General features: G+C 73.6%; 14 protein-coding genes. 8 read left to right on the forward strand and 6 right to left on the reverse strand.

The window, feature by feature from the left end:
• Nucleotides 1–76 precede the first annotated feature (76 nt).
• Nucleotides 77–1,930: a LuxR family transcriptional regulator AbsR2 gene (locus ACZ66S_RS11470; RefSeq protein WP_469901276.1), complete on the forward strand. Its 1,854-nt coding sequence runs from the start codon at nucleotides 77–79 to the stop codon at nucleotides 1,928–1,930.
• Nucleotides 1,931–2,030: 100 nt separating this feature from the next.
• Here the strand turns inward: ACZ66S_RS11470 and ACZ66S_RS11475 are convergent, their stop codons facing one another.
• Complete coding sequence (locus ACZ66S_RS11475; RefSeq protein WP_469901725.1) at nucleotides 2,031–4,598, reverse strand: CHAT domain-containing protein; 2,568 nt, start codon at nucleotides 4,596–4,598, stop codon at nucleotides 2,031–2,033.
• A gap of 148 nt (nucleotides 4,599–4,746) precedes the next feature.
• On the opposite strand from ACZ66S_RS11475, the gene ACZ66S_RS11480 reads away from it, so the two are divergent.
• From ACZ66S_RS11480 to ACZ66S_RS11490, 3 genes are read left to right on the forward strand one after another with little or no spacing between them, the layout of a single operon-like run.
• Nucleotides 4,747–6,174: a S8/S53 family peptidase gene (locus tag ACZ66S_RS11480; protein ID WP_469901277.1), complete on the forward strand. Its 1,428-nt coding sequence runs from the start codon at nucleotides 4,747–4,749 to the stop codon at nucleotides 6,172–6,174.
• A 59-nt stretch (nucleotides 6,175–6,233) separates the two neighbouring features.
• Nucleotides 6,234–6,809, forward strand: a complete 576-nt coding sequence (locus tag ACZ66S_RS11485) for an RNA polymerase sigma factor (RefSeq protein ID WP_469901278.1) — start codon at nucleotides 6,234–6,236, stop codon at nucleotides 6,807–6,809.
• Between the two features lie 5 nt (nucleotides 6,810–6,814).
• Complete coding sequence (locus ACZ66S_RS11490; RefSeq protein ID WP_469901726.1) at nucleotides 6,815–7,321, forward strand: hypothetical protein; 507 nt, start codon at nucleotides 6,815–6,817, stop codon at nucleotides 7,319–7,321.
• A gap of 15 nt (nucleotides 7,322–7,336) precedes the next feature.
• On the opposite strand, the gene ACZ66S_RS11495 is transcribed toward ACZ66S_RS11490, so the two are convergent.
• Together ACZ66S_RS11495 and ACZ66S_RS11500 are read right to left on the reverse strand one after the other, a co-directional pair.
• Nucleotides 7,337–8,110, reverse strand: a complete 774-nt coding sequence (locus ACZ66S_RS11495; protein ID WP_469901279.1) for an N-formylglutamate amidohydrolase — start codon at nucleotides 8,108–8,110, stop codon at nucleotides 7,337–7,339.
• Between the two features lie 122 nt (nucleotides 8,111–8,232).
• Nucleotides 8,233–10,452 carry an NADP-dependent isocitrate dehydrogenase gene (locus ACZ66S_RS11500; protein ID WP_469901280.1) on the reverse strand — a complete coding sequence of 740 codons (2,220 nt, stop codon included), beginning with the start codon at nucleotides 10,450–10,452 and terminating at the stop codon, nucleotides 8,233–8,235.
• Between the two features lie 222 nt (nucleotides 10,453–10,674).
• Here ACZ66S_RS11500 and ACZ66S_RS11505 point away from each other — a divergent pair, with 222 nt between their 5' ends.
• Nucleotides 10,675–12,210 (forward strand): M1 family metallopeptidase, encoded by a 1,536-nt coding sequence (locus tag ACZ66S_RS11505; RefSeq protein WP_469901281.1) that lies wholly within the window; start codon nucleotides 10,675–10,677, stop codon nucleotides 12,208–12,210.
• Between the two features lie 3 nt (nucleotides 12,211–12,213).
• On the opposite strand, the gene ACZ66S_RS11510 is transcribed toward ACZ66S_RS11505, so the two are convergent.
• The 3 genes from ACZ66S_RS11510 to ACZ66S_RS11520 all read right to left on the reverse strand — a co-directional run bounded on the left by ACZ66S_RS11510 (nucleotide 12,214) and on the right by ACZ66S_RS11520 (nucleotide 16,012).
• A complete protein-coding gene (locus ACZ66S_RS11510; protein ID WP_469901727.1) occupies nucleotides 12,214–13,299 on the reverse strand; it encodes a mechanosensitive ion channel family protein in 1,086 nt (361 codons plus the stop codon).
• Nucleotides 13,300–13,459: 160 nt separating this feature from the next.
• On the reverse strand, nucleotides 13,460–14,983 hold the full coding sequence (locus ACZ66S_RS11515) for an amino acid permease (protein ID WP_469901282.1): 1,524 nt from the start codon (nucleotides 14,981–14,983) through the stop codon (nucleotides 13,460–13,462).
• Between the two features lie 39 nt (nucleotides 14,984–15,022).
• Nucleotides 15,023–16,012 carry a hypothetical protein gene (locus ACZ66S_RS11520; RefSeq protein WP_469901283.1) on the reverse strand — a complete coding sequence of 330 codons (990 nt, stop codon included), beginning with the start codon at nucleotides 16,010–16,012 and terminating at the stop codon, nucleotides 15,023–15,025.
• Between the two features lie 287 nt (nucleotides 16,013–16,299).
• Between ACZ66S_RS11520 and ACZ66S_RS11525 the strand changes: the two genes are divergently transcribed.
• Genes ACZ66S_RS11525 through ACZ66S_RS11535 form a run of 3 tightly spaced genes read left to right on the forward strand, consistent with a single transcriptional unit; the run spans nucleotide 16,300 to nucleotide 20,377 of the window.
• Nucleotides 16,300–17,739, forward strand: coding sequence for an FGGY family carbohydrate kinase (locus tag ACZ66S_RS11525; RefSeq protein ID WP_469901284.1), 1,440 nt, complete (start codon nucleotides 16,300–16,302; stop codon nucleotides 17,737–17,739).
• Nucleotides 17,736–19,154 (forward strand): FAD-dependent oxidoreductase, encoded by a 1,419-nt coding sequence (locus ACZ66S_RS11530; protein ID WP_469901285.1) that lies wholly within the window; start codon nucleotides 17,736–17,738, stop codon nucleotides 19,152–19,154. The genes ACZ66S_RS11525 and ACZ66S_RS11530 overlap by 4 nt, the downstream gene beginning before the upstream one ends.
• Nucleotides 19,151–20,377 (forward strand): NAD(P)/FAD-dependent oxidoreductase, encoded by a 1,227-nt coding sequence (locus ACZ66S_RS11535; RefSeq protein ID WP_469901286.1) that lies wholly within the window; start codon nucleotides 19,151–19,153, stop codon nucleotides 20,375–20,377. The genes ACZ66S_RS11530 and ACZ66S_RS11535 overlap by 4 nt, the downstream gene beginning before the upstream one ends.
• Nucleotides 20,378–20,379: the final 2 nt, after the last annotated feature.

The raw sequence follows: 20,379 nt of genomic DNA on the forward strand, positions 1-20,379 counted from the left end.
GGCGCCCCCGGGCGCCTGAGTCGGGGGCTACTCAAGTCCCCCTGTATCAGGACTGAGTAGCGGTGCTCTAGCTTGCGTGACGACTTACGAACGGGACGCGAGGACCCTGGAGCTGCCCTGGCCGTTCACCGGCCGGGCGGACGAACTCGAGCTGGTCCGCAGGGCGGTGGCCGGCGGACGGCAGGGCATCGCGGTGACCGGACCGGCGGGCCGGGGCAAGACCCGGCTCGTCACGGAGGCCCTGCGCGGGACCGACTGCGCGAGGGTGGTGGGCACGCCCGAGACCCGAGGGCTCCCGTTCGCCGCCTTCGCGCACCTCCTGCCGGAGACGGTGTCCCTGCACCGGGCCGTCCGCCTCATGTCCTCCGTACGCGTGCTGCTCGTCGACGACGCCCATCTGCTCGACGACGCCTCGGCCGCCCTGGTCCACCAGCTCGCGGTGCACGGCCGCACCCGGCTCCTGGTCGTCGCCACCGAGGGCGCACGGGCGCCGGGCGCGATCTCCCGGCTCTGGTCCGGCGAACTCCTGCCGCGCCTCGCCCTGGAACCGCTGCCCCGCGAGGAGACCGCGCGACTGCTCGCGGCCGGCGCCGGCGGTCCGGAAGCGCTCACCGTGAACCGGCTGCACCGCCTGTGCCAGGGCGATCTGCGACTGCTGCGCGAACTGGTGGACGCGGTGCGCGAGCACGGGCTGCGGCACCGGGTCCCGGACTCGACCGAGTGGGAGTGGCGCGGGCCGGTGCCGGTCACCGCGACCGTGCGCGAGCGCACCGCGCACCTCCTCGACCGCACCGGCCCCGGCGAGCGGGAGACCCTGGACCGCCTGGCCTTCGGCGAGCCGCTGCCGACCGACGCCGACACGCTCGACCTCGCCGCCCTGGAGGCCCTGGAGGCCGACGGCCTGGTCCACGTCGACGAACAGGGCGCCGCCCGCCTCGCCCACCCCCTGCACGGCCCGGTGCTGCGAGCCGCCGCCGGACGTCTGCGGGCCCGACGGCTGGCCCGCACCCCGGACGGCTGCGCGGCCGCCCTGGCGAGCGAGACGGCCCGCTTGACCCGGGCGATCGCCGAGACGGACGTACGAGCCGTCCCGGCCCCCGTGGGGGAGTGGCTGGTCGCCGAACACACCGGCATCCCGGCCCACCACGCGGCCGTACGGGCCCGCTTCGCCCGGCTGCGCGGCGAACTGCGCGAGGCCGCGGCCTGGGCCAGGCAGGGCCTGCGCACGAACCCGGACGCCGAGTCCTGCCACCTCGAACTCGCCCTGGCCGCAGCCCAGTCGGGGGATCCGGAGCACACACCGGGGCCGGGCGAAAGCGCCGCCGAAGGGTGCGCGCAGCCCTCGGCCCAGCCTTCCGGCCGTCGACCCGCCGTCGCCGTGGCCACCTGGTCGGCCGCCGCCCGCGGTGATCTCGACGCGGCGCTCGGGACGGCCGGCGCGGACCCGTACGACGCCGTCCGCCTCGGCGTTCCCGACCGGGCCGTCGGCCGGCTGACCGGTGTCTTCGCCGATCACGCCGAGGCGCTCGCCCGCACCGACGGTCCCGCCCTCGACCTGGCCGCCCGGGCACTGGAGGAGCGCGGGTTCCTGCTCTTCGCGGCCGAGGCGTACGCCCAGGCCGCGGGGGCGCACCGCGACCCGAGCGCCGCCCGCACCGCACGCACCCGAGCCGTCGCGCTGGCCCGGCGCTGCCAGGGTGCCCGCACCCCGGCCCTGTCCGGGCTGGTCCTGGGCGAACTCACCGCCCGCCAGCGGCAGATCGTCACCCTCGCGGCCACCGGACTGAGCAACCGCGAGATCGCGGAGAAGCTCACCCTGTCGGTCCGTACGGTCGGGAACCACCTCTACAGCGCGTACGCCCGCCTCGGCGCGAGCGACCGCGACGCCCTGCCCTGCCTGGTGGAGCTGCCGGAGGCACAGCCGGCCTGAGCCGTACCCCGGACCGGGGCGGTCTGACCCCCAGTATTCGGGGGAGGGGTCAGGCCGCCCCCACTCACCGCGCGCGGCCCTGATTCGTCGCGCCCCGTCCTCAAGCCGCCCCGAAGGCCGAGAACGCCCACCCCGTCGCCTGGTGCACCGCGTCCCCCGGCAGCGCGGCCCGCGCGTCCCGCAGCGCCTCCGCCATGGACGCCCCCGCGCTCAGCCCCTTGTGCAGGGTGAGCATCAGCGGCACCACCGCCTCGTCGTTGACCGGCGCGCTGCACGCCACCACCCCCGCCGTGCCCAGCGGCAGCAGTGCGGTGACCAGGCCGAGCAGTTCGTCCGCGCCGACCGAGGCGAACCGGGCGGTGTCGCAGCAGGACAGGATGATCCGGTACGGGCTGCGGTCCAGCCGCTCGAAGTCGTGGACGATGAGCGGCCCGTCGGCCATCCGCAGCGACGAGAACAGCGGGCTGTCCGCACGGAACGTGCCGTGCGCGGCGATGTGCGCCAGCGCCGCCCCGTCCAGTTCCTCCAACACCCGCGGCACGCGCGCGTCGGCGTGCTCCAACACCGTCGCGGAGCCGTGCCGGTCGGCCAGTTCGGGCACCTCGGCGCCCCCGGTGGCGAGCCCGGGCCCGCGGACCAGCACCTGACGTCCGCCCGGCGGCGGCACGGTGTCGCGGGCCCGCAGCCAACTGCTCGCCGACGGCGACACGCTGAACACCCGGTCCCGCAGCGCGGGCAGCAGCGCCCACGGCACCTGGTGCAGCCGCCCCGGCGGCACCACCACGACCGGGCCGGAGCCGAGCCGCGCCGCCGCCGGTCCGAGCAGCAGTTCCTCCAGCCGCCGCCCGGCCGCCTCCACCACCGGGAGCCGGGCCTCCGCGCCCGGGTGGGCCAGCCGTCTGAGCCCCGCCTGGACGTGCTCCGCCTCCCGCTCGGCGTCGGCCAGCAGCCCGGCCTCGAACCGCCGCACCCGCCCCTGCGCGCACAGCAGCACCTGGACCCGCCCGTCGAGCACGGCGAGTTCCACCAGCCGTACGTCGTCCCCGAGCCGCTCCAGCAGTCCGCCGGGGTCGAACCGGTAGCCGTCACCGGGCGCGTCCCCGCGGATGTGGAGGGTGCGGGAGCGGATCTCCCGCTCCAGGCGGCGCTGTTCACGCTCCAGCGTCGGCACGGGTCGGCCCTCCCTGCGGGCTCCCTCCGCGCGGGCCGCTATCTCCCGGAACGCGGTGAGGTCGCTGAGCAGCGCCGGGTCGGCCGGCGGGCGGGTCGGCGGCGCGGACAGCACCGTCGCCCGCCACCGCTCGCTCCACACCAGCAACCGCCGCGGCCCGCCCGAGGCGAGCGAGGCCCGCGCCGCGAGCCCGGCGAGCTCGGCGCCCTGCGCGGTGGCCCGGGCCCGCAGTTCCGAGGCGCCCAGCGTCGTCCGGTGATCGTCGAGGACGTCCAGACCACGGCGGCAGGCCTCCAGGACCCGCCGGTCGGAGCCCATCGCCCGCGCCCACAGCGCCTGCGCCGCCCAGCCGGTCATCCGCGCCAGCGGCGGCCCGCTGTGCCGGCTGCGGGCGGCCACCTCCAGATGCCGCCGGGCGTCCTCGCGCCACCCGAGGTCGAGGGCGATCCGGCCCGCCAGCAGGGCGGCCTCCGGGGCGGCCGGCGCACCGAAGGAGGCCAGCCGGTCGGCGACCGCCGCCGCGTCCGCGACCAGCCGTCCCGAGCCGCGCCCGGCGGCCACCCGCGCCTCGATCAGCACCAGCCGGGCGTGCGTCTCCCACCAGGTGCGCCGCTGCCCCGCGAACAGCCGGACCGCCATGTCGGCGCGGGCGATCGCGGTGTGCGCGTCCCCCGCGTGCCGTGCCGCCCGCGCGGCGGCGAGCAGCAGCTCCGCCTTGAGGGTGGACTGTCCGCCGATCCCGTCGAGCACCCTGATCGCCGCGTCCGCCTCCGCGAGCGCCTCCGGGGCGAGCCCCGCGGCCATCAGGACCTCGCAGCGCCGGACGGTCAGCATGAACGTCGGTGTGCCGAGCTTGGCGTACCGCTCCTGAGCCTCGTCGAGCAGCCGCAGCGCGGCCGGGATGTCCCCCGACCGGTAGGCGGCCAGCCCCCGGCTCTCCACCGCGTCGGCCTTGTCGTGCTCCTGGCCCGTGGTGTCCCACAGTGCCTCCGCCGCCGTGAAGTCGGCGTCCGCCCGCTCCACCGCCCCGAGCGCCAGGTGCACGGTGGCCCGCAGGGTCAGCGCCCGCGCCGTCCAGATCACGTCGTCCGCCTGCCGCAGCACCGGCACCGCCCGCCGTACGTCCTCCAGCGCCGCCCGGTGATGCCCCAGCACCCACGAGGCATACGCCCGCCGGAACAGGACCTGCGCCCTGGTGTGCCCGCTGCTGACCGCGACGCCCCGCTCCAGCGACTCCAGGCCCTGGCGGGTGCGCCCGGCGTGCACCAGCGCGACCCCGAGCGCGGCCAGCACGTCCGCCTCCCGGTCGGCCGACTCCGAGCGGGCCGCGAGATCGCGGGCCCGGCGCAGATGGTCCAGGGCGATCCGCATGTCGCCCCAGTCCCGCTGCCAGATGCCGATGACCTGGTGGGCGACGGAGGCGTGCAGCGGCGAGGGGTCCGAGCCGAGCACTTCCTCCGCCCGCGCCAACGCCTGCCTGGGCGCGGCGAACACCATCGGCAGCAGTTCGAGAACCGAGTCGCTTCCCGCTGTCACTCCATGGATGGTAGTGGCCCAGGTGGCGGGCCACACCGGTTTGGCGCTGTATCAATCACCGGACCCGCGGCTCTGACTGACGACCGACGCCTCAGTGGGAGGACACGCCATGGCACCTCAGCGATTCCACGAGCAGTTCGACCAGATCCAACGCTCCATGCCCGACGTCCCGCTGGCCCTCGGACCCGACGACGCCTCGGAGTTCATCTACGAGAAGGGCGTGGTCCTCGCCCGCGACGGACGCGACGCGGCGCTCGTCGAGGAGACCGTGCGCACCCACTTCACCGAGGCGACCGGCCTGACCGGCGACCATGTGCGCCGGGACAGCCCCGAGACCAACCGCTCGGGCATCACCCGGATCAAGGTCGGCGACCCGGGGCACGGCGACCGGCGCGGCGACCGTGCCGTCACCCACGCCCTGCGCGCCCTGAGCGAGCGCGAGGGGCGCGCCGGGCACCGCCTGGTCAGCCGCAACCACGTGGTGTCGATCGCGGTCAACTCCTGCCCCGGCGACGAACCCGTGCCCGCCGCCCTCAGCCAGGGCACCAACCCGGCCCCCGCGGAGGCGGGTCACGACCCCGACACCGCCGTGGACGTCCTGGTCGTCGACAACGGCCTCACCCACGACCACTCGCTCGTCCCGCTCCTTGCCCACGTCGACGGCGACCTGCACGGCACCGAGACCGACGGGGACGGCAACCTCCTCCAGTACGTCGGCCACGGCACGTTCATCGCCGGTGTCCTCGCGGCCGTCGCGCCCAACACCGACATCACCGTCCGCAGCACCCTCAACGACGCGGGCGCCATCCTGGAGTCCGAACTCGGCGAGAAGCTCTTCGAGTCGGTCGCCGGCGGCTGGCCCGACATCATCAGCCTCTCCGCGGGCACCTCCAACGGCCGCACCGACGGACTGCTCGGCATGGACGCCTTCATGCAGGAACTGCGCGCCCAGGGCACCCTGTTGGTCGCCGCGGCCGGCAACAACGCCAGCGCCAGCCCGTTCTGGCCCGCCGCCTACGCCGACCTGCCCGACTACCAGGAGGCCGTCCTGTCCGTGGGCGCGCTGCGCGGCGACGGGGAGTTCGGCGCCTGCTTCAGCAACCACGGCTCCTGGGTCAAGGTCTACGCCCCCGGCGAGCGCCTCACCAGCGCCCTCACCGGCTTCGACGCACCGGTGCCGTACCTGTACCAGCACTCCACGTACGACGCCTGCCGGTACGGCTTCACCTATGTGTGCACCTGCCAGTCCCCCTCCCACGTGGGCATGTTGAGCGAGGACGGCAGCACCGCCCAGCCGGACCAGGTGATGTTCGAGGGGTACGCGCACTGGAGCGGCACCTCCTTCGCGACCCCCGTCGTGGCCGGCCTGGTCGCCGCCCACATGACCGCGCACAAGGAGACCGACCCGCGCGCCGCCCGCACGCAACTCCTCTCCACGAACACGCAGTTCGCCGAAGTGCGCGGGGCGCACGTACCGGCGCTGAGGCCGGCCGGCTGGCGCCCGGTGCCGGTCGTGCAGCGTCCGGTCGGCACATGACGGCCGGAGCGGTCCCTTCCACGGCGTACGATTACTTGCCGTACACGAGGGGTGGGACCGTGGACCGAGCAGATGTCGGTGCGCTGGTCCAGTCCGCCGTCGACGGGGACGCGGCGGCCTGGAAGGCGCTGGTGGAAGGGCTGAGCCCGCTGGTGTGGGCGGTGGTGCGCGCGCACCGGCTCTCCGACGCCGACGCGCACGAGGTGTACCAGACCGTGTGGTTCCGCTTCGCCCAGCACCTCGGGCGGATCCGGGAACCCGACAAGGCCAAGTCATGGCTGGCCAGCACCGCGCGCCACGAGTGCCTGAAGGTGCTCAAGAATCTGCGGCGGCTGACCGTCACGGACGACCCGCAGGTCCTGGACCGGATCAGTGAGGACCGGACGCCGGAGCAGTCGTTCATCGACTCCGAGGAGGCCGCCGCCCAGAGCGAGCGCGTGCGCCGCCTGTGGCAGGAGTTCGAGGAACTCGGCGAGCGGTGCAGGCAGTTGCTGCGCATCCTGATGGCCTCGCCGAAGCCCGGCTACCAGGAGGTGTCCGCCGCCCTGGGGATCGCGGTGGGCAGCATCGGACCGCTGCGCCAGCGCTGCCTCCGGCGGCTGCGGGCGCGGCTCGAAGCCCGGGGGGCGGTATGAGCGACATGCACGACGACCTCGGCGACGACGCCCTCGACCTCGGCGCGGACCTCGGCGAAGAGGCGCTGCCCGACGAGGAGTTCGCCCTCGACCTGCTGGAGGAGGAGCTGCGGCAGGCGACGGCCATCCTGGACCCCGTACCGGCCGCCCTGCGGCAGGTCGCCGTCGAGGCGTTCGCGCTGCACGACCTGGACAGCCGGATCGCCGAGCTCACCTTCGACTCGGTGGTGGACGCCCTTCCGGTGCGGGGGGCGACGGGCGCCCCGCGGATGCTGACCTTCCACGCGGGCGAGGTGACGGTCGACGTCGAACTCACCCCGCAGGGTCTGATGGGGCAGGTGCTGCCGCCCCAGTCGGCCCGGATCGAGGTGCTCAATGGTCCGCAGGCGGGCTCGCCGCTCACCACCGACGACATGGGCCGCTTCACCGCTGAGGCGTCCCCGTCCGGCCCCTTCGCGCTGCGGCTGCGGACCGGCGGGGGAGTCGTCGTCACCGACTGGCTGACCGTCTGAGCACCCCGCGGCCGGTCAGCCGAGGGAGTCCACCAGGGCGGCGAGTGCCTGGGCGAGCCGGTCGAGCCCCGGTCCGGCGGGGCCGCCCGGTTCCGTCATGTACGTGTCCCGCCGGATCTCCACCATCAGGGCACTCACCCGGGGGTCGCGGCCGTAGAACTCCAGCGGCACGTACGTCCCGCTGAACGGACTGTCCAGCCCGACCTCCCCGAACGCCTCCCGGGCCGCGGCGAGCAGCCCGGGCGGCGTGTGGAAGGGGTCGGTGCCGAGGCACACCGGGGGCCGCGGCCCCTCGCCGTGCAGCTCGTAGGGCAGCGGCGCGCTGGGGTAGGAGTGCACGTCGACGACGACGGCCCGTCCCGTCACCGCGAGCCGCTGCGTCACGGCCTCGGTCATGGCCCGGGCGTACGGATGGAAGTAGCGCGCGATGAGCGGCCCGGGATCGGTGTCGGCCGGCCGCAGGTCCTCCCGGTGCGTGGTCCTCGTGTACACCGCGCCCATGCCGACGGCGAGCATCTCCTCCCGCCCGTCCGGAAACCGCTCGGGATCCACCACCAGCCGCGACAGCCTGTTCACGAACCGCCACGGGACCACCCGGCACAACCGGGCGGCGCGGTCGGCGAGTTCCGCCGTGTGCGCGTCGACGATGTGGTCGAGCTCCCGCTCCAACGCCACGTCGTCCAGCACGATCCCGGCCCGCACGTCGGCGGGTATCTCCCGTGCCGAGTGCGGCACATGGAGGATCACCGGCGACCGCTCGGCACCGGGCAACAGGTCGAACGAGGACATACGGCTGCTCCGGGGGCGTGATCGGTGGCTCGGGCCACCATCTCAGCACGAACGCCCTCCGGACACGCCTCCGCCCCGGCCGGGCAGCAGCCGGCCGGGGCGGAGGGTACGGCGCGAGGGCGTCAGCTCAGGGAGGCCAGCGCCTCGTTCCACGTCGTCGACGGGCGCATGACCTTCGCGGCCTTGGCCGGGTCGGGCTGGTAGTAGCCGCCGATGTCGGCGGACTGGCCCTGCACGGCGTTCAGCTCCTCGACGATCTTCTGCTCGTTCGCGGCGAGGGTCTCGGCGAGCGGGGCGAAGGCCTTCGCCAGGTCCGCGTCCTCGGTCTGCGCGGCGAGCTCCTGCGCCCAGTACAGGGACAGGTAGAAGTGGCTGCCGCGGTTGTCGATGCCGCCGACGCGACGGGTCGGGGACTTGTCCTCGTTGAGGAAGGTCGCCGTGGCGCGGTCGAGGGTGTCGGCGAGCACCTTGGCGCGGGTGTTGCCGGTGGCCGTCGCGTACTGCTCCAGGGAGGGCACCAGCGCGAAGAACTCACCGAGGGAGTCCCAGCGCAGGTAGTTCTCCTTGACGAGCTGCTGGACGTGCTTCGGCGCGGAACCGCCGGCGCCCGTCTCGAACAGGCCGCCGCCCGCCATCAGCGGGACGACCGACAGCATCTTGGCGCTGGTGCCCAGCTCCAGGATGGGGAAGAGGTCGGTCAGGTAGTCACGCAGGACGTTGCCCGTCACCGAGATCGTGTCCTCGCCGCGGCGGATGCGCTCCACCGACAGCTTGGTCGCCTCGACCGGGTTCAGGATCCGGATGTCCAGGCCCTCGGTGTCGTGCTCCGGCAGGTACGCCTTGACCTTGGCGATCAGGTTGGCGTCGTGCGCGCGGGTCTCGTCCAGCCAGAACACGGCCGGGTTGCCGGTGGCGCGGGCACGGGTGACGGCCAGCTTCACCCAGTCCCGGATCGGGGCGTCCTTGGTCTGGCAGGCGCGGAAGATGTCGCCCGCGGAGACCGTCTGCTCGATGAGCGCGGTGCCGTTCTGGTCGACCAGGCGGACGGTGCCGGTGGTCGGGATCTCGAAGGTCTTGTCGTGGGAGCCGTACTCCTCGGCCTTCTGCGCCATCAGGCCGACGTTCGGCACCGAGCCCATGGTCGAGGGGTCGTAGGCGCCGTTGGCCCGGCAGTCCTCGATCACGGCCTGGTAGACACCGGCGTACGACGAGTCCGGCAGCACCGCGAGGGTGTCGGCCTCCTGGCCGTCCGGGCCCCACATGTGACCGGAGGTGCGGATCATGGCGGGCATCGAGGCGTCGACGATCACGTCGGACGGCACGTGCAGGTTGGTGATGCCCTTGTCGGAGTCGACCATCGCGAGCGCCGGGCCCTCGGCGAGCTCGGCGTCGAAGGACGCCTTGATCTCGGCGCCCTCGGGCAGCGCCTCCAGGCCCTTGTAGATGCCGCCCAGACCGTCGTTCGGGGTCAGGCCGGCCGCGGCGAGCGTCTGGCCGTACTGCGCGAAGGTCCTCGGGAAGAACGCGCGCACCACGTGACCGAAGATGATCGGGTCGGAGACCTTCATCATGGTGGCCTTGAGGTGCACGGAGAACAGCACGTCCTCGGCCTTGGCGCGGGCGATCTGCGCGGTGAGGAACTCGCGCAGCGGGGCCACGTGCAGGACCGAGGCGTCGACGACCTCGCCCTCCAGGACCGGTACGGACTCGCGCAGCACGGTGGTGGAGCCGTCGTCACCGACCAGCTCGATGCGCAGCGAACCCGCCTCGGAGATCACGACGGACTTCTCGGTGGAGCGGAAGTCGTCCACGCCCATGGTGGCCACGTTGGTCTTGGAGTCGGCCGACCAGGCGCCCATGCGGTGCGGGTGGGTCTTGGCGTAGTTCTTGACCGAGGCGGGGGCGCGGCGGTCGGAGTTGCCCTCGCGCAGGACCGGGTTCACGGCGGAGCCCTTGACCTTGTCGTAGCGGGCCTGGATGTCCCGCTCCTCGTCGGTCTTCGGGTCGTCCGGGTAGTCCGGCAGCGCGTAGCCCTGCGCCTGCAGCTCGGCCACGGCGGCCTTGAGCTGCGGGATCGACGCCGAGATGTTCGGCAGCTTGATGATGTTGGCCTCGGGCGTCTTCGCCAGTTCGCCCAGCTCGTGCAGGGCGTCCGGGATCCGCTGGTCCTCGGTCAGGTACTCCGGGAACACGGCGATGATCCGTCCGGCCAGCGAGATGTCCCGCGTCTCCACGGAGACACCCGCCTGCGAGGCGTACGCCTGGACCACCGGCAGGAAGGAATACGTCGCCAGGGCCGGGGCCTCGTCAGTGTGCGTATAGATGATGGTCGAGTCAGTCACCGGGTGCTCCGCTCCACGTCTGCAACATTGCTCGACATCAAGATATCTCGTGACGGGCCGGGTCTCGACAGCGGTCCTCGACAACAGCGCTCCTCGACGGCGGACCTCGGCCGCGCAGATCCCCCGGGGCAACCGAAGCGTCTGATCTTGTGGTCATGCACCTTGATCGCAGTCGTCCGACGGCCGGGCCCGACCATCCGGCCGCCCGAGGGAAAGCAGACCATGAGATATCGCACCAGAGTGGCGGCCCCGGCAGCGCTGCTCGGCACCGTGGCGGCCCTGTCCGTGGCCGCCCCGGCGCACGCCGCCCAGGACACCGCCGGCCCTGGCCCGGAGACCCTCGGGGACCGTGTCTTCCCGGGCCTCGGCAACGACGGCTACCGCGTCCGCGCGTACGACCTCGACCTCGCGTACGACGCCACGACCCGTCTCGTCGACGCCACGGCGACCCTGACGATCGCCACCACCCAGGAGCTGAGCCGCTTCTCCCTGGACGCGCTGGGCCTCGACGTGCGCGAGGTGCTGCTCGACGGCGTGCCGGCCGCCCGGGAGCAGGCCGGCGAGAAGCTGCGGATCACCCCGGACGCCCCCCTGGCCGCGCGGACCACGCCGACGGTGACCGTGACGTACACGGTGGACCCGCGGTCCGGCGTCACCCCCACGGCCTGGGTGCCCACCCCGGACGGTTTCGCGGTCTGCCCCCAGCCCAACGCGGCCCACACCGTCTTCCCCTGCAACGACCACCCCTCCGACAAGGCGGACTTCACCTGCCGCATCACCGTCCCGGCCGGTCTCAAGGGCGTGGCGAGCGGCCATCTCGTGGGCACCGAGGACCTCGGCGACGGCCGGACCGCGTACCGCTACCGGTCCCGGGAGCCGATCGCCACGGAGATCGTGCAGATCACGGTCGGCGACTACGTGATCAAGGAGCGGCAGGGCCCGCACGGGCTGCCGCTGCGGGACGTCGTCCCGACCGCCCGGGCCGCCGCCCTGGAGCCCGCCCTGGCCCTCACCCCGAACCTGGTGAGCTGGATCGAGCAGCGGCTCGGTGCCTTCCCGTTCGAGACGTACGGTCTGCTGCCCTGCAACAACGACGCCTCGAACGCCTTCGACTTCACCGGCCTGGAGACCCAGACCCTCACCCTGTACAAGCCGAACTTCCTGCTCCAGGCGGAACAGAGCATCGGCTCGCACATGATGCACGAGCTGGTCCACTCCTATTTCGGCAACAGCGTGAGCCCGGCCGACTGGGCGGACCTGTGGCTCAACGAGGGCCACGCCGACTTCTACGGGCTGCTGTACCGCTACGAGCGCGGCTGGGCCGACTCCCTGGGCCTGACCACCATGGAGGCCCGTATGAAGGACACGTACGCGCGGGGCGACCAGTGGCGGCAGACCTCGGGTCCCGTCGCCGCCCCGACCGCGGCCGACCTCTTCGACAGCCAGCGCTACCTCGGTGGCGTCCTCGTCCTGTACGCGCTGCGCCGGCAGGTCGGCGAGAGGGTCTTCGCCGCGATCGAGACCACGTTCCTTGAGCGCTTCCGCAACGCCTCGGCGTCCACCGACGACTACATCGCCGTCGCCTCGGAGGTCTCCGGCGCCGACCAGTCGGGCTTCCTGGGGGAGTGGCTCTACGGCACCAGGACCCCGAGGATGCCCGGTCACCCGGACTGGACGGTGACGCCGGTCGGTTCCGCGCCGCGTCAGCCGCAGAACCGGACCGACGGCCACTGGCACGACAACTCGGCGACCCTGTAGGGCTCAGTCGAGCCGGGCGGCGGGCATCTCGCCCGGCTCGACCACCGTGTCCGCGCCGCGCTGGTGCGGGATCGACACCGAGCCCTGCTGGAGGGCCACGGTCCGCGTCGGCGCCGGGATCCGGATGCCCTCCTCGCGGTAGCGCTTGTGCAGTTGCTTGATGAACTCGTGCTTGATGCGGAACTGGTCGCTGAACTCCCCGACGCCCAGGATGACCGTGAAGCCGATCCGGGAGTCGCCGAAGGTGTGGAAGCGCACCAGCGGCTCGTGCTCCGGGACCGCGCCCTCGACCTGGGTCATGACCTCGGTGACGACCTCGCAGGTGACCCGCTCGACATGGTCGAGATCGCTGTCGTAGGCCACACCGACCTGCACCAGGATCGTCAACTGCTGCTCGGGACGCATGAAGTTGGTCATGTTCGTCTTGGCGAGCTCGCCGTTGGGGACGACGATCAGGTTGTTGGAGAGCGCGCGGACCGTCGTCTGGCGCCAGTTGATGTCCTCGACGTAGCCCTCCTCGCCGCTGGCCAGCCGGATGTAGTCGCCGGGCTGGACCGTCTTGGAGGCGAGGATGTGGATGCCCGCGAAGAGGTTGGCGAGCGTGTCCTGCAGGGCGAGCGCGACCGCGAGTCCGCCGACGCCCAGGGCGGTGAGCAGGGGCGCTATGGAGATGCCGAGGGTCTGCAGCACGACCAGGAAGCCGATCGCCAGGACCAGCACCCGGGTGATGTTGACGAAGATCGTGGCCGATCCGGCGACTCCCGAGCGGGACGTGGTGACCGTCCGCACGAGCCCCGCGACCAGCCGGGCCGCCGCCACCGTGACGACGAAGATCAGCAGCACCGTCAGCACCTGGTTGACCGTGCGCTGGACGCCCTTGGTCAGCGGCAGGGCGGCCGCGGCGACGGCGAGGCCGCCCGCGATGGTCGCCGAGGGCACCACGGTCCGCAGCGCGGCCACGAGGACGTCGTCACCGCCCCACTTGGTGCGGTCCGCGTGCTTGCCCAGCCACTTGAGCAGCATGCGCAGCAGGAAAGCCGCCACCAGGCCCGCGACCACGGCGACACCGGCGCCGATCATGTCGTCCATGGTGAGATCCCGTTGAAATGCCGTCACGTTGCCACCTGTTCGATATTGCGGGATGTGCGATCGCGTCGGCCGGGTGAAGGTCCCGTGGCCGACGCGACCGCTCATCCTGCCGTATCCGACACGGCAGTTCGTACCGGGCGGGGCATCGGATCGCCTGGTTTCAGACGATGCCCTCGGCGAGTTCGGCCTGCTCCCGGTCGGAGTAGGCGGCGGTCGTGGGCGTGCCGTACGAGCGTCGGGCCACGAACCACCACACCGTGGCCAGGAGCAGGACCACGGCCAGCGCCACGGAGGCGTAGTTCATCGTGTCCACCGTCACCGGCGAGGACTGCGGCAGACAGAACAGCACGGTCACACACGCCACCCAGACCACAGCAATCCATCCAATGGGCCTGCTCCACCTGCCCAGACTCCACGGACCCGGCTGAAAACGGTTCCCCGCGCGCAGTCGCAGCAGTACGGGGATGGCGTACGCGGGGGTGATGCCGATGACGTTGATCGCGGTCACCGCGCCGTAGGCGGTCGCCGAGTACAGCGAGGGCAGGGCGAGCACCCCGGCGACCACGACCGACAGCCACACGGCGGCCACCGGCGTCTGGGTGCGGGCGCTGACCTTGCGCCACAGCGCGGAGCCCGGCAGGGCCTTGTCCCGGCTGAACGCGAACACCATCCGGCTGGCCGCGGCCACCTCGGCGTTGCCGCAGAAGAGCTGCGCCACGATCACCACCACGAGCAGCGCGCTCGCCCCGTCCGTGCCGAGCCCGTCGAGCAGGATCTGGGCGGGTGGCACCCCGGTCGCGCTGGCCCGGGTGGCGTCGTAGTCCTGGATCGCGAAGGTCAGCCCCGCGAGCAGCACGAACCCGGCGACCCAGGACACCCAGATCGCCCGCACGATGCCCTTGGCCGCGGACACCGAGGCGTTGGAGGTCTCCTCGGACAGGTGGGCGGAGGCGTCGTAGCCGGAGAAGGTGTACTGCGCGAGCAGCAGGCCGATCGCGGCCACGTAGACCGGGTTGTGCCAGCCGGTGTCGTTGACGAACTCCGTGAACACGAAGGACGGCGACTGGTGGCTGTCGGGGACGATCCACAGGGCGCCGACGATCACCGCCACGCCGGCCAGGTGCCACCACACGCTGACCGAGTTGAGCACGGACACCAGCCGCACACCGAACAGGTTCAGCACGGCGTGCAGCGACAGGATCGCCAGGAAGACCAGCATGGTCTTCCCCGGTGTCGGCTCGAAGCCCCACTGGAGGTTGGCGAACGCGCCCGCGAACAGGGCGGCCCCGTAGTCGATCCCGGCGATCGCGCCGAGCAGACCGAGCAGGTTCAGCCAGCCCGTGTACCAGCCCCAGCGGCGCCCGCCGAGCCGGTCCGCCATGTAGTACAGGGCGCCGGACGTCGGGTACGCGCTGGTGACCTCGGCCAGCGCGAGTCCCACGCACAGCACGAACAGGCCGACCCCGGCCCAGCCCCACAGCATCACCGCGGGGCCGCCCGCGCCCATGCCGAAGCCGTACAGGGTCATGCAGCCCGACAGGATCGAGATCACCGAGAAGCTGATCGCGAAGTTGCCGAAGCCGCCCATGCGTCGGGCGAGCACGGGCCGGTAGCCCAGTTCGCGCAGCCGCTGCTCCTCGTCGGGCTGCGGGACCTCGGGGGATATCGACGGTTCTGACGACATACGGAGACCTCCGATGAAGGGGCGGGGGACGTACGGGTGTCAGGGGCCCTGCACCGCGGACCGGCTCCGGGCCCGCGCCTGGAGGAAGACCTGCACGCCCTGCCCCCGCTCGCCGCTCGCGTCGGCGCGGTAGGACCAGGGCAGCGGCGTGTAGTAGGGGCCGAGCGCGTCGAACACCTCGGTCGCCGCCTCGAACCGCAGGGCGCCCCACAGGGCGTGCGCGAGATGGTTGAGGTCCAGCGGGGTGCGCTCCTCGGCGGGGGCCCGCGCGAACCAGGCGTCGTGCGCCCGGCCCGCCTCCCGGACGGCGTCCTCGGCCACCCAGTGCAGGTCGAGCGCGGCACTGTGCCCGGCGCCGCGCCGGTAGCGCTCGACCCGTACGTACAGCGGCAGCACGTGCAGCGCGGAGCCCGGCGGGGCGGACTCGGCGGCCCAGTGCGCGTAGCCGACCGCCTCCGCGAGCCGCCCCGAGGAGGCCCGCGCGTACAGGAACTGCAGCATGCGGTGGTGGGCCTCACGGTTGTACGGGTCCCGCTTGTCGGCCTCGGCCAGCAGCCCCCAGGGGCCCGGCGGCAGCATCGGCCCGGGCGGCTCGGCCCGGTGCTCCTCCCACCGCAGCCGGTCGTCGAACTGCGCCAGGGCCAGCAGGCACACCCAGGGCACCGGGTCGTGGGCCGCCACCCGGGCGGCGGTCCGGCTGACGTCCCAGGCCTCGATCCACAGTTCGTGCGTACGGCGGTGCCGCTCGCGCCGGGCCCGCAGGGCGCGCTCCACGGCGACCCGGGCCCGCATCACCGCGGCCGGCACGCTGCCGGGCTCCTCGGTGAGCCAGGTCCGCACCACGTCGGTGCCCGCGGCCGCCGCGGCCAGCACCTGGGTGCGCTGGGTCCACTGCCACCAGGCGGTGGTCCGCTCCAGCAGGGTGCGCATCGACATCCACCGCCCGGTGCGGACCTCCTGCAGGGCCGCGCGCAGTTCCGGGTCGTGGCCTGCGGGATCGTAGACGGGGCGTGCTCCTTCTCTGGCCATCACCTGCCCGCCCCGGACACGGGACCGGGCAGGACGGCAGGGTGGAGTAACAACAGCCCTCCTCGGGGCGGCGGTTGAGGAGATCGCGCGTCGGTCGGCGGTCACTATAGGGGCGGACATTCAACGACACACCACCTTCCCGATCATTGAGAACTTCTTTTCATCCGGCGGTAGTTGACTGGTTATCAGCCAGTTGTCGCAGGCATCTCCCCGCTGGTGGGGGCCGCTTGACGCGGACGGGCGGCGGCGGCAGGCTGGCGGACCGTGATCACTCGGGGAGGCATGTGATGACCGGTCCGGTGCTCGCCGTCGACCAGGGCACCTCCGGCACCAAGGCTTTGGTGATCTGCCCCGAACGCGGTGTCATCGGCACCGGGTTCACGGAGGTGCGGCCCCGCCACCTGCCCGGCGGACTCGTCGAGGTCGACCCCGCGGAGCTCCACGACTCGGTGATCGAGGGGGGCGGCCGGGCCCTGGCCGAGGCGGGTGAACCCGTGGTCGCGCTGGGCCTCGCCAATCAGGGCGAGACGGTGCTCGCCTGGGACCCGGCGACGGGCCGGCCGCTCACCGAGGCGCTGGTGTGGCAGGACCGCCGGGCGGACGGCGTGTGTGCCGAACTCCAGCCGCACGCGGAGGAGTTGCGGGGCCTGACGGGCCTGCCCCTGGACCCGTACTTCGCCGCGCCCAAGATGGCCTGGCTGCGCCGGCACCGCACCCGCGAGGGAGTCGTCACCACCAGCGACGCCTGGCTCGTCCACCGGCTCACCGGCGCCTTCGTCACGGACGCCGCCACCGCCGGACGCACCCAGCTCCTCGACCTCGACCGCGCGCGGTGGTCGTCGCGCGCCCTCGACCTGTACGGCCTCGCCGACGAACGGCTCCCCGAGGTCGTCGACAACGCCGGACAGGCCGGTACGACCCGGGCCTTCGGCCCGGAGATCCCGCTCACCGGCCTGGCCGTGGACCAGCAGGCCGCCCTGCTCGCCCAGCGCGTCACGCGACCCGGCGGCGCCAAGTGCACCTACGGGACAGGGGCGTTCCTGCTCGCGCACACCGGGTCCGAGCCCCGGCGTAGCGGTTCGGGACTGGTGAGCTGCGTGGCCTGGCGGCTCGACGGGCGTACGAGCTACTGCCTCGACGGGCAGGTGTACACCGCCGCGTCCGCCGTCCGCTGGCTCACCGACCTCGGCGTCATCGCGGGTGCCGCGGACCTCGACGCCGTGGGCGGTGCGGTGCCCGACAGCGGCGGGGTCACCTTCGTCCCCGCCCTCGCCGGACTCGCCGCGCCCTGGTGGCGGGGCGACCTGCGGGGCTCCCTCACCGGCCTCGGCCTGGACACCGGTCCCGGACACCTGGTGCGCGCCCTGTGCGAGGGACTCGCGGCCCAGGTCGTGGAGCTCGCCGAGGCCGCCGCGCGGGATCTCGGCTCGCCGCTGGACGTCCTGCGCGTCGACGGGGGACTCACCCGCTCCGCCCTGCTCATGCAGACCCAGGCCGACCTGCTCCAGCGCCCGGTCGAGGTGTCGGCACTGCCGGACGCGACGGCCCTCGGCGTGGGCGCCCTGGCCCGCCTCGGCGTGGAACCCGGCCTGGATCCGGCCGACGCACTGCCCGACTGGAAGCCGGCCACGGTGTACGAACCGAGGGTGTCACCCCAGGAGGCGGCCGACCGACGGGGCCGCTTCCGGAGCGCGGTCACGGCACTGCTCGAAGGAACGTCCCGGTGAAACGCGCCGAAGGAACCGTCACCCGCCGCGGTCCGCTGCCGTCGACGCCGTACGACGTGACGGTAGTCGGCGCCGGTGTGGTCGGCAGCGCGACAGCCAGGGCCCTCGCGCACCACCCCCGCCTGCGCGTCGCGCTCGTCGAGGCACAGGACGACGTCGGCCAGGGCAGCTCGAAGGCCAACACCGCCATCCTGCACACCGGGTTCGACGCCACCCCCGGCTTCCTGGAGGCACGTCTGGTCCGCGAGGGCGCGAGGCTGCTCACCGACTACGCGGCGGCGGCCGGCATCCCCGTGGAGCCCGTCGGCGCCCTCCTCGTCGCCTGGGACGAGGAGCAACGCGCCGCCCTGCCCCGCCTGGCCAAGAAGGCCGAACGCAACCACTGCCGCGACACCCGACTGATCGGTCCCGGGGAGCTCCGCGACCGCGAGCCGCACCTCGGCCCCGGCGCGCTCGGCGCCCTGCACGTCCCCGGCGAGAGCATCATCTGCCCCTGGTCCACGACCCTGGCGTACGCCACCCAGGCCGTCCGGCACGGAGTCGACCTGCACCTCGACACCCGTGTCGAGCGGGCCGCCCACGAGGACGGCGGCCACCGGCTGACGACCTCGCGGGGCACCTTGCGCACCCGCTGGCTCGTCAACGCCGCCGGTCTGCACGCCGACACCCTGGACCGCGCCCTCGGCCACGACGACTTCACCGTCATCCCGCGCCGCGGCCAGCTCCTCGTCTTCGACAAGTTCGCCCGCGACCTCGTGCGGCACATCCTGCTGCCCGTCCCCACCGCCCTCGGCAAGGGCGTCCTGGTCGCCCCGACCGTCTACGGCAACGTCCTGCTCGGCCCCACCGCCGAGGACCTGGACGACAAAAGCGCCACCCACTCCACCGCCGAGGGCCTGCGCACCCTCCGCGACAAGGGCCGCCGCATCCTGCCCCGCCTGCTCGACGAGGAGGTCACCGCCGTCTACGCGGGCCTGCGCGCCGCCACCGAGCACGAGGACTACCGCATCTCGGCCCACCCCGGGCAGGCGTACGTCACCGTCGGCGGCATCCGCTCGACCGGACTGACCGCCTCGCTCGCCATCGCCGCGCACGTGACGGAACTGCTCGCCGACTCCGGGCTGGACCTCGGGCCCGCCGAGGAACTGGAACCGGTCCGCGTGCCCAACCTCGGCGAGGCGTTCCCGCGCCCCTACCAACGGCCCGAACTCATCGCCGCGGACCCCGAGTACGGCACCCTCGTCTGCCACTGCGAGCGCGTCACCCGCGGTGAGATCCGCGACGCCCTCGCCGCCACGATCCCCCCGGCCGGTCTGGACGGACTGCGCCGCCGGACCCGGGCCCGGGCGGGACGCTGCCAGGGCTTCCACTGCGGGGCCGCGGTGCGGGAGCTGTTCGAGGGGGCGAGGAGATGAGCGGTGTGCGCCGGGTCGACGTGCTGGTCGTCGGCGCCGGACCCGCCGGGCTCGCGGCCGCCGCCCGCCTGGCCGCGGCCCGGGTGGCCCGGGTCGAGGTACTGGACCGCGCACCGCGGGCCGGGGGAACGCCCCGGTACTGCGCCCACGGCGGCTACGGCACCTGGCTGCACCCCCTGACCGGGCCCGCCCACGCCCGACTCCTCGTCGCCGCCGCCGAGGGCGCCGGAGCCGTCGTACGCCCCGGGACCACCGCCCTCGACTGGGCGGGGCCGCTGTCGCTGCACACCGTCGGTCCGCGCGGACCGGAGACGATCGAGGCACGGGCGGTCGTCCTGGCCACCGGCGCCCGTGAACGCCCGCGCTCCGCCCGCCTGGTGCCCGGCACCCGCCCCGCCGGCGTCCTCACCACCGGCGAACTCCTGCAGGCCGTGCACCTGTACGGGCAGCGCGTCGGGGAGCGGGCGGTCGTGGTCGGCGCCGAGGACGTCTCCTACGCGGCCGCCGCCACCGTACGGGCCGCCGGAGCGGAGGTCGTCGCCATGCTCACCGACCTGCCCCGCGCCCGGACCACGCCCGCCCGCGCCGCCGACGCCCGTCTGCGGCAGGGGATTGCGCTCCTCACCGGCACCACGGTGACCGAACTCCTCGGCCGGGGACGACTGTCGGGCGTGCGGGTGCGGCACCGGGACGGGAGAACGGCCGTACTGCCCTGTGACACCGTCGTGTTCACCGGTGACTTCGTGCCGGATCACGAACTCGCCCGGCGCGGCGGCCTGCTCCTGGACACCGGCACCCGGGGCCCGGCCGTCGACGGGGCGCTGCGCACCTCACGGCCCGGCGTGTTCGCGGCAGGCAGTGTGCTGCACCCCGTCGAGAGCGCGGCGACCGCCGCCCGCGAGGGGGCGCACGTGGCCGCTGCCGTCCTGGAGGCGCTGGCCGGAGCCGAACCCCCGGACGGGGTCCCGCTGTCGGTGGCACCGCCGCTGCGCTGGATCGTCCCCAACCGGATCACCCCGGCCGACCCGGGCCGGCCGTACGTCCTGCGCACGGCGGTCCCGATGAACCACCCGCTGCTCCAGGTCACCCAGGACGGCCGCACGCTGTACCGCCGGCGCCTGCCCAGGGCGGTTCCGTTCCGGCCCCTCGCCCTGACCGCTCGGTGGACCCGACTGGTCGACCCCGGGGGCGGCCCCGTGCGGGTGACGCTCGGCGAGCGGTGAAC

The organism is Streptomyces sp. NPDC107471, from assembly GCF_055582845.1.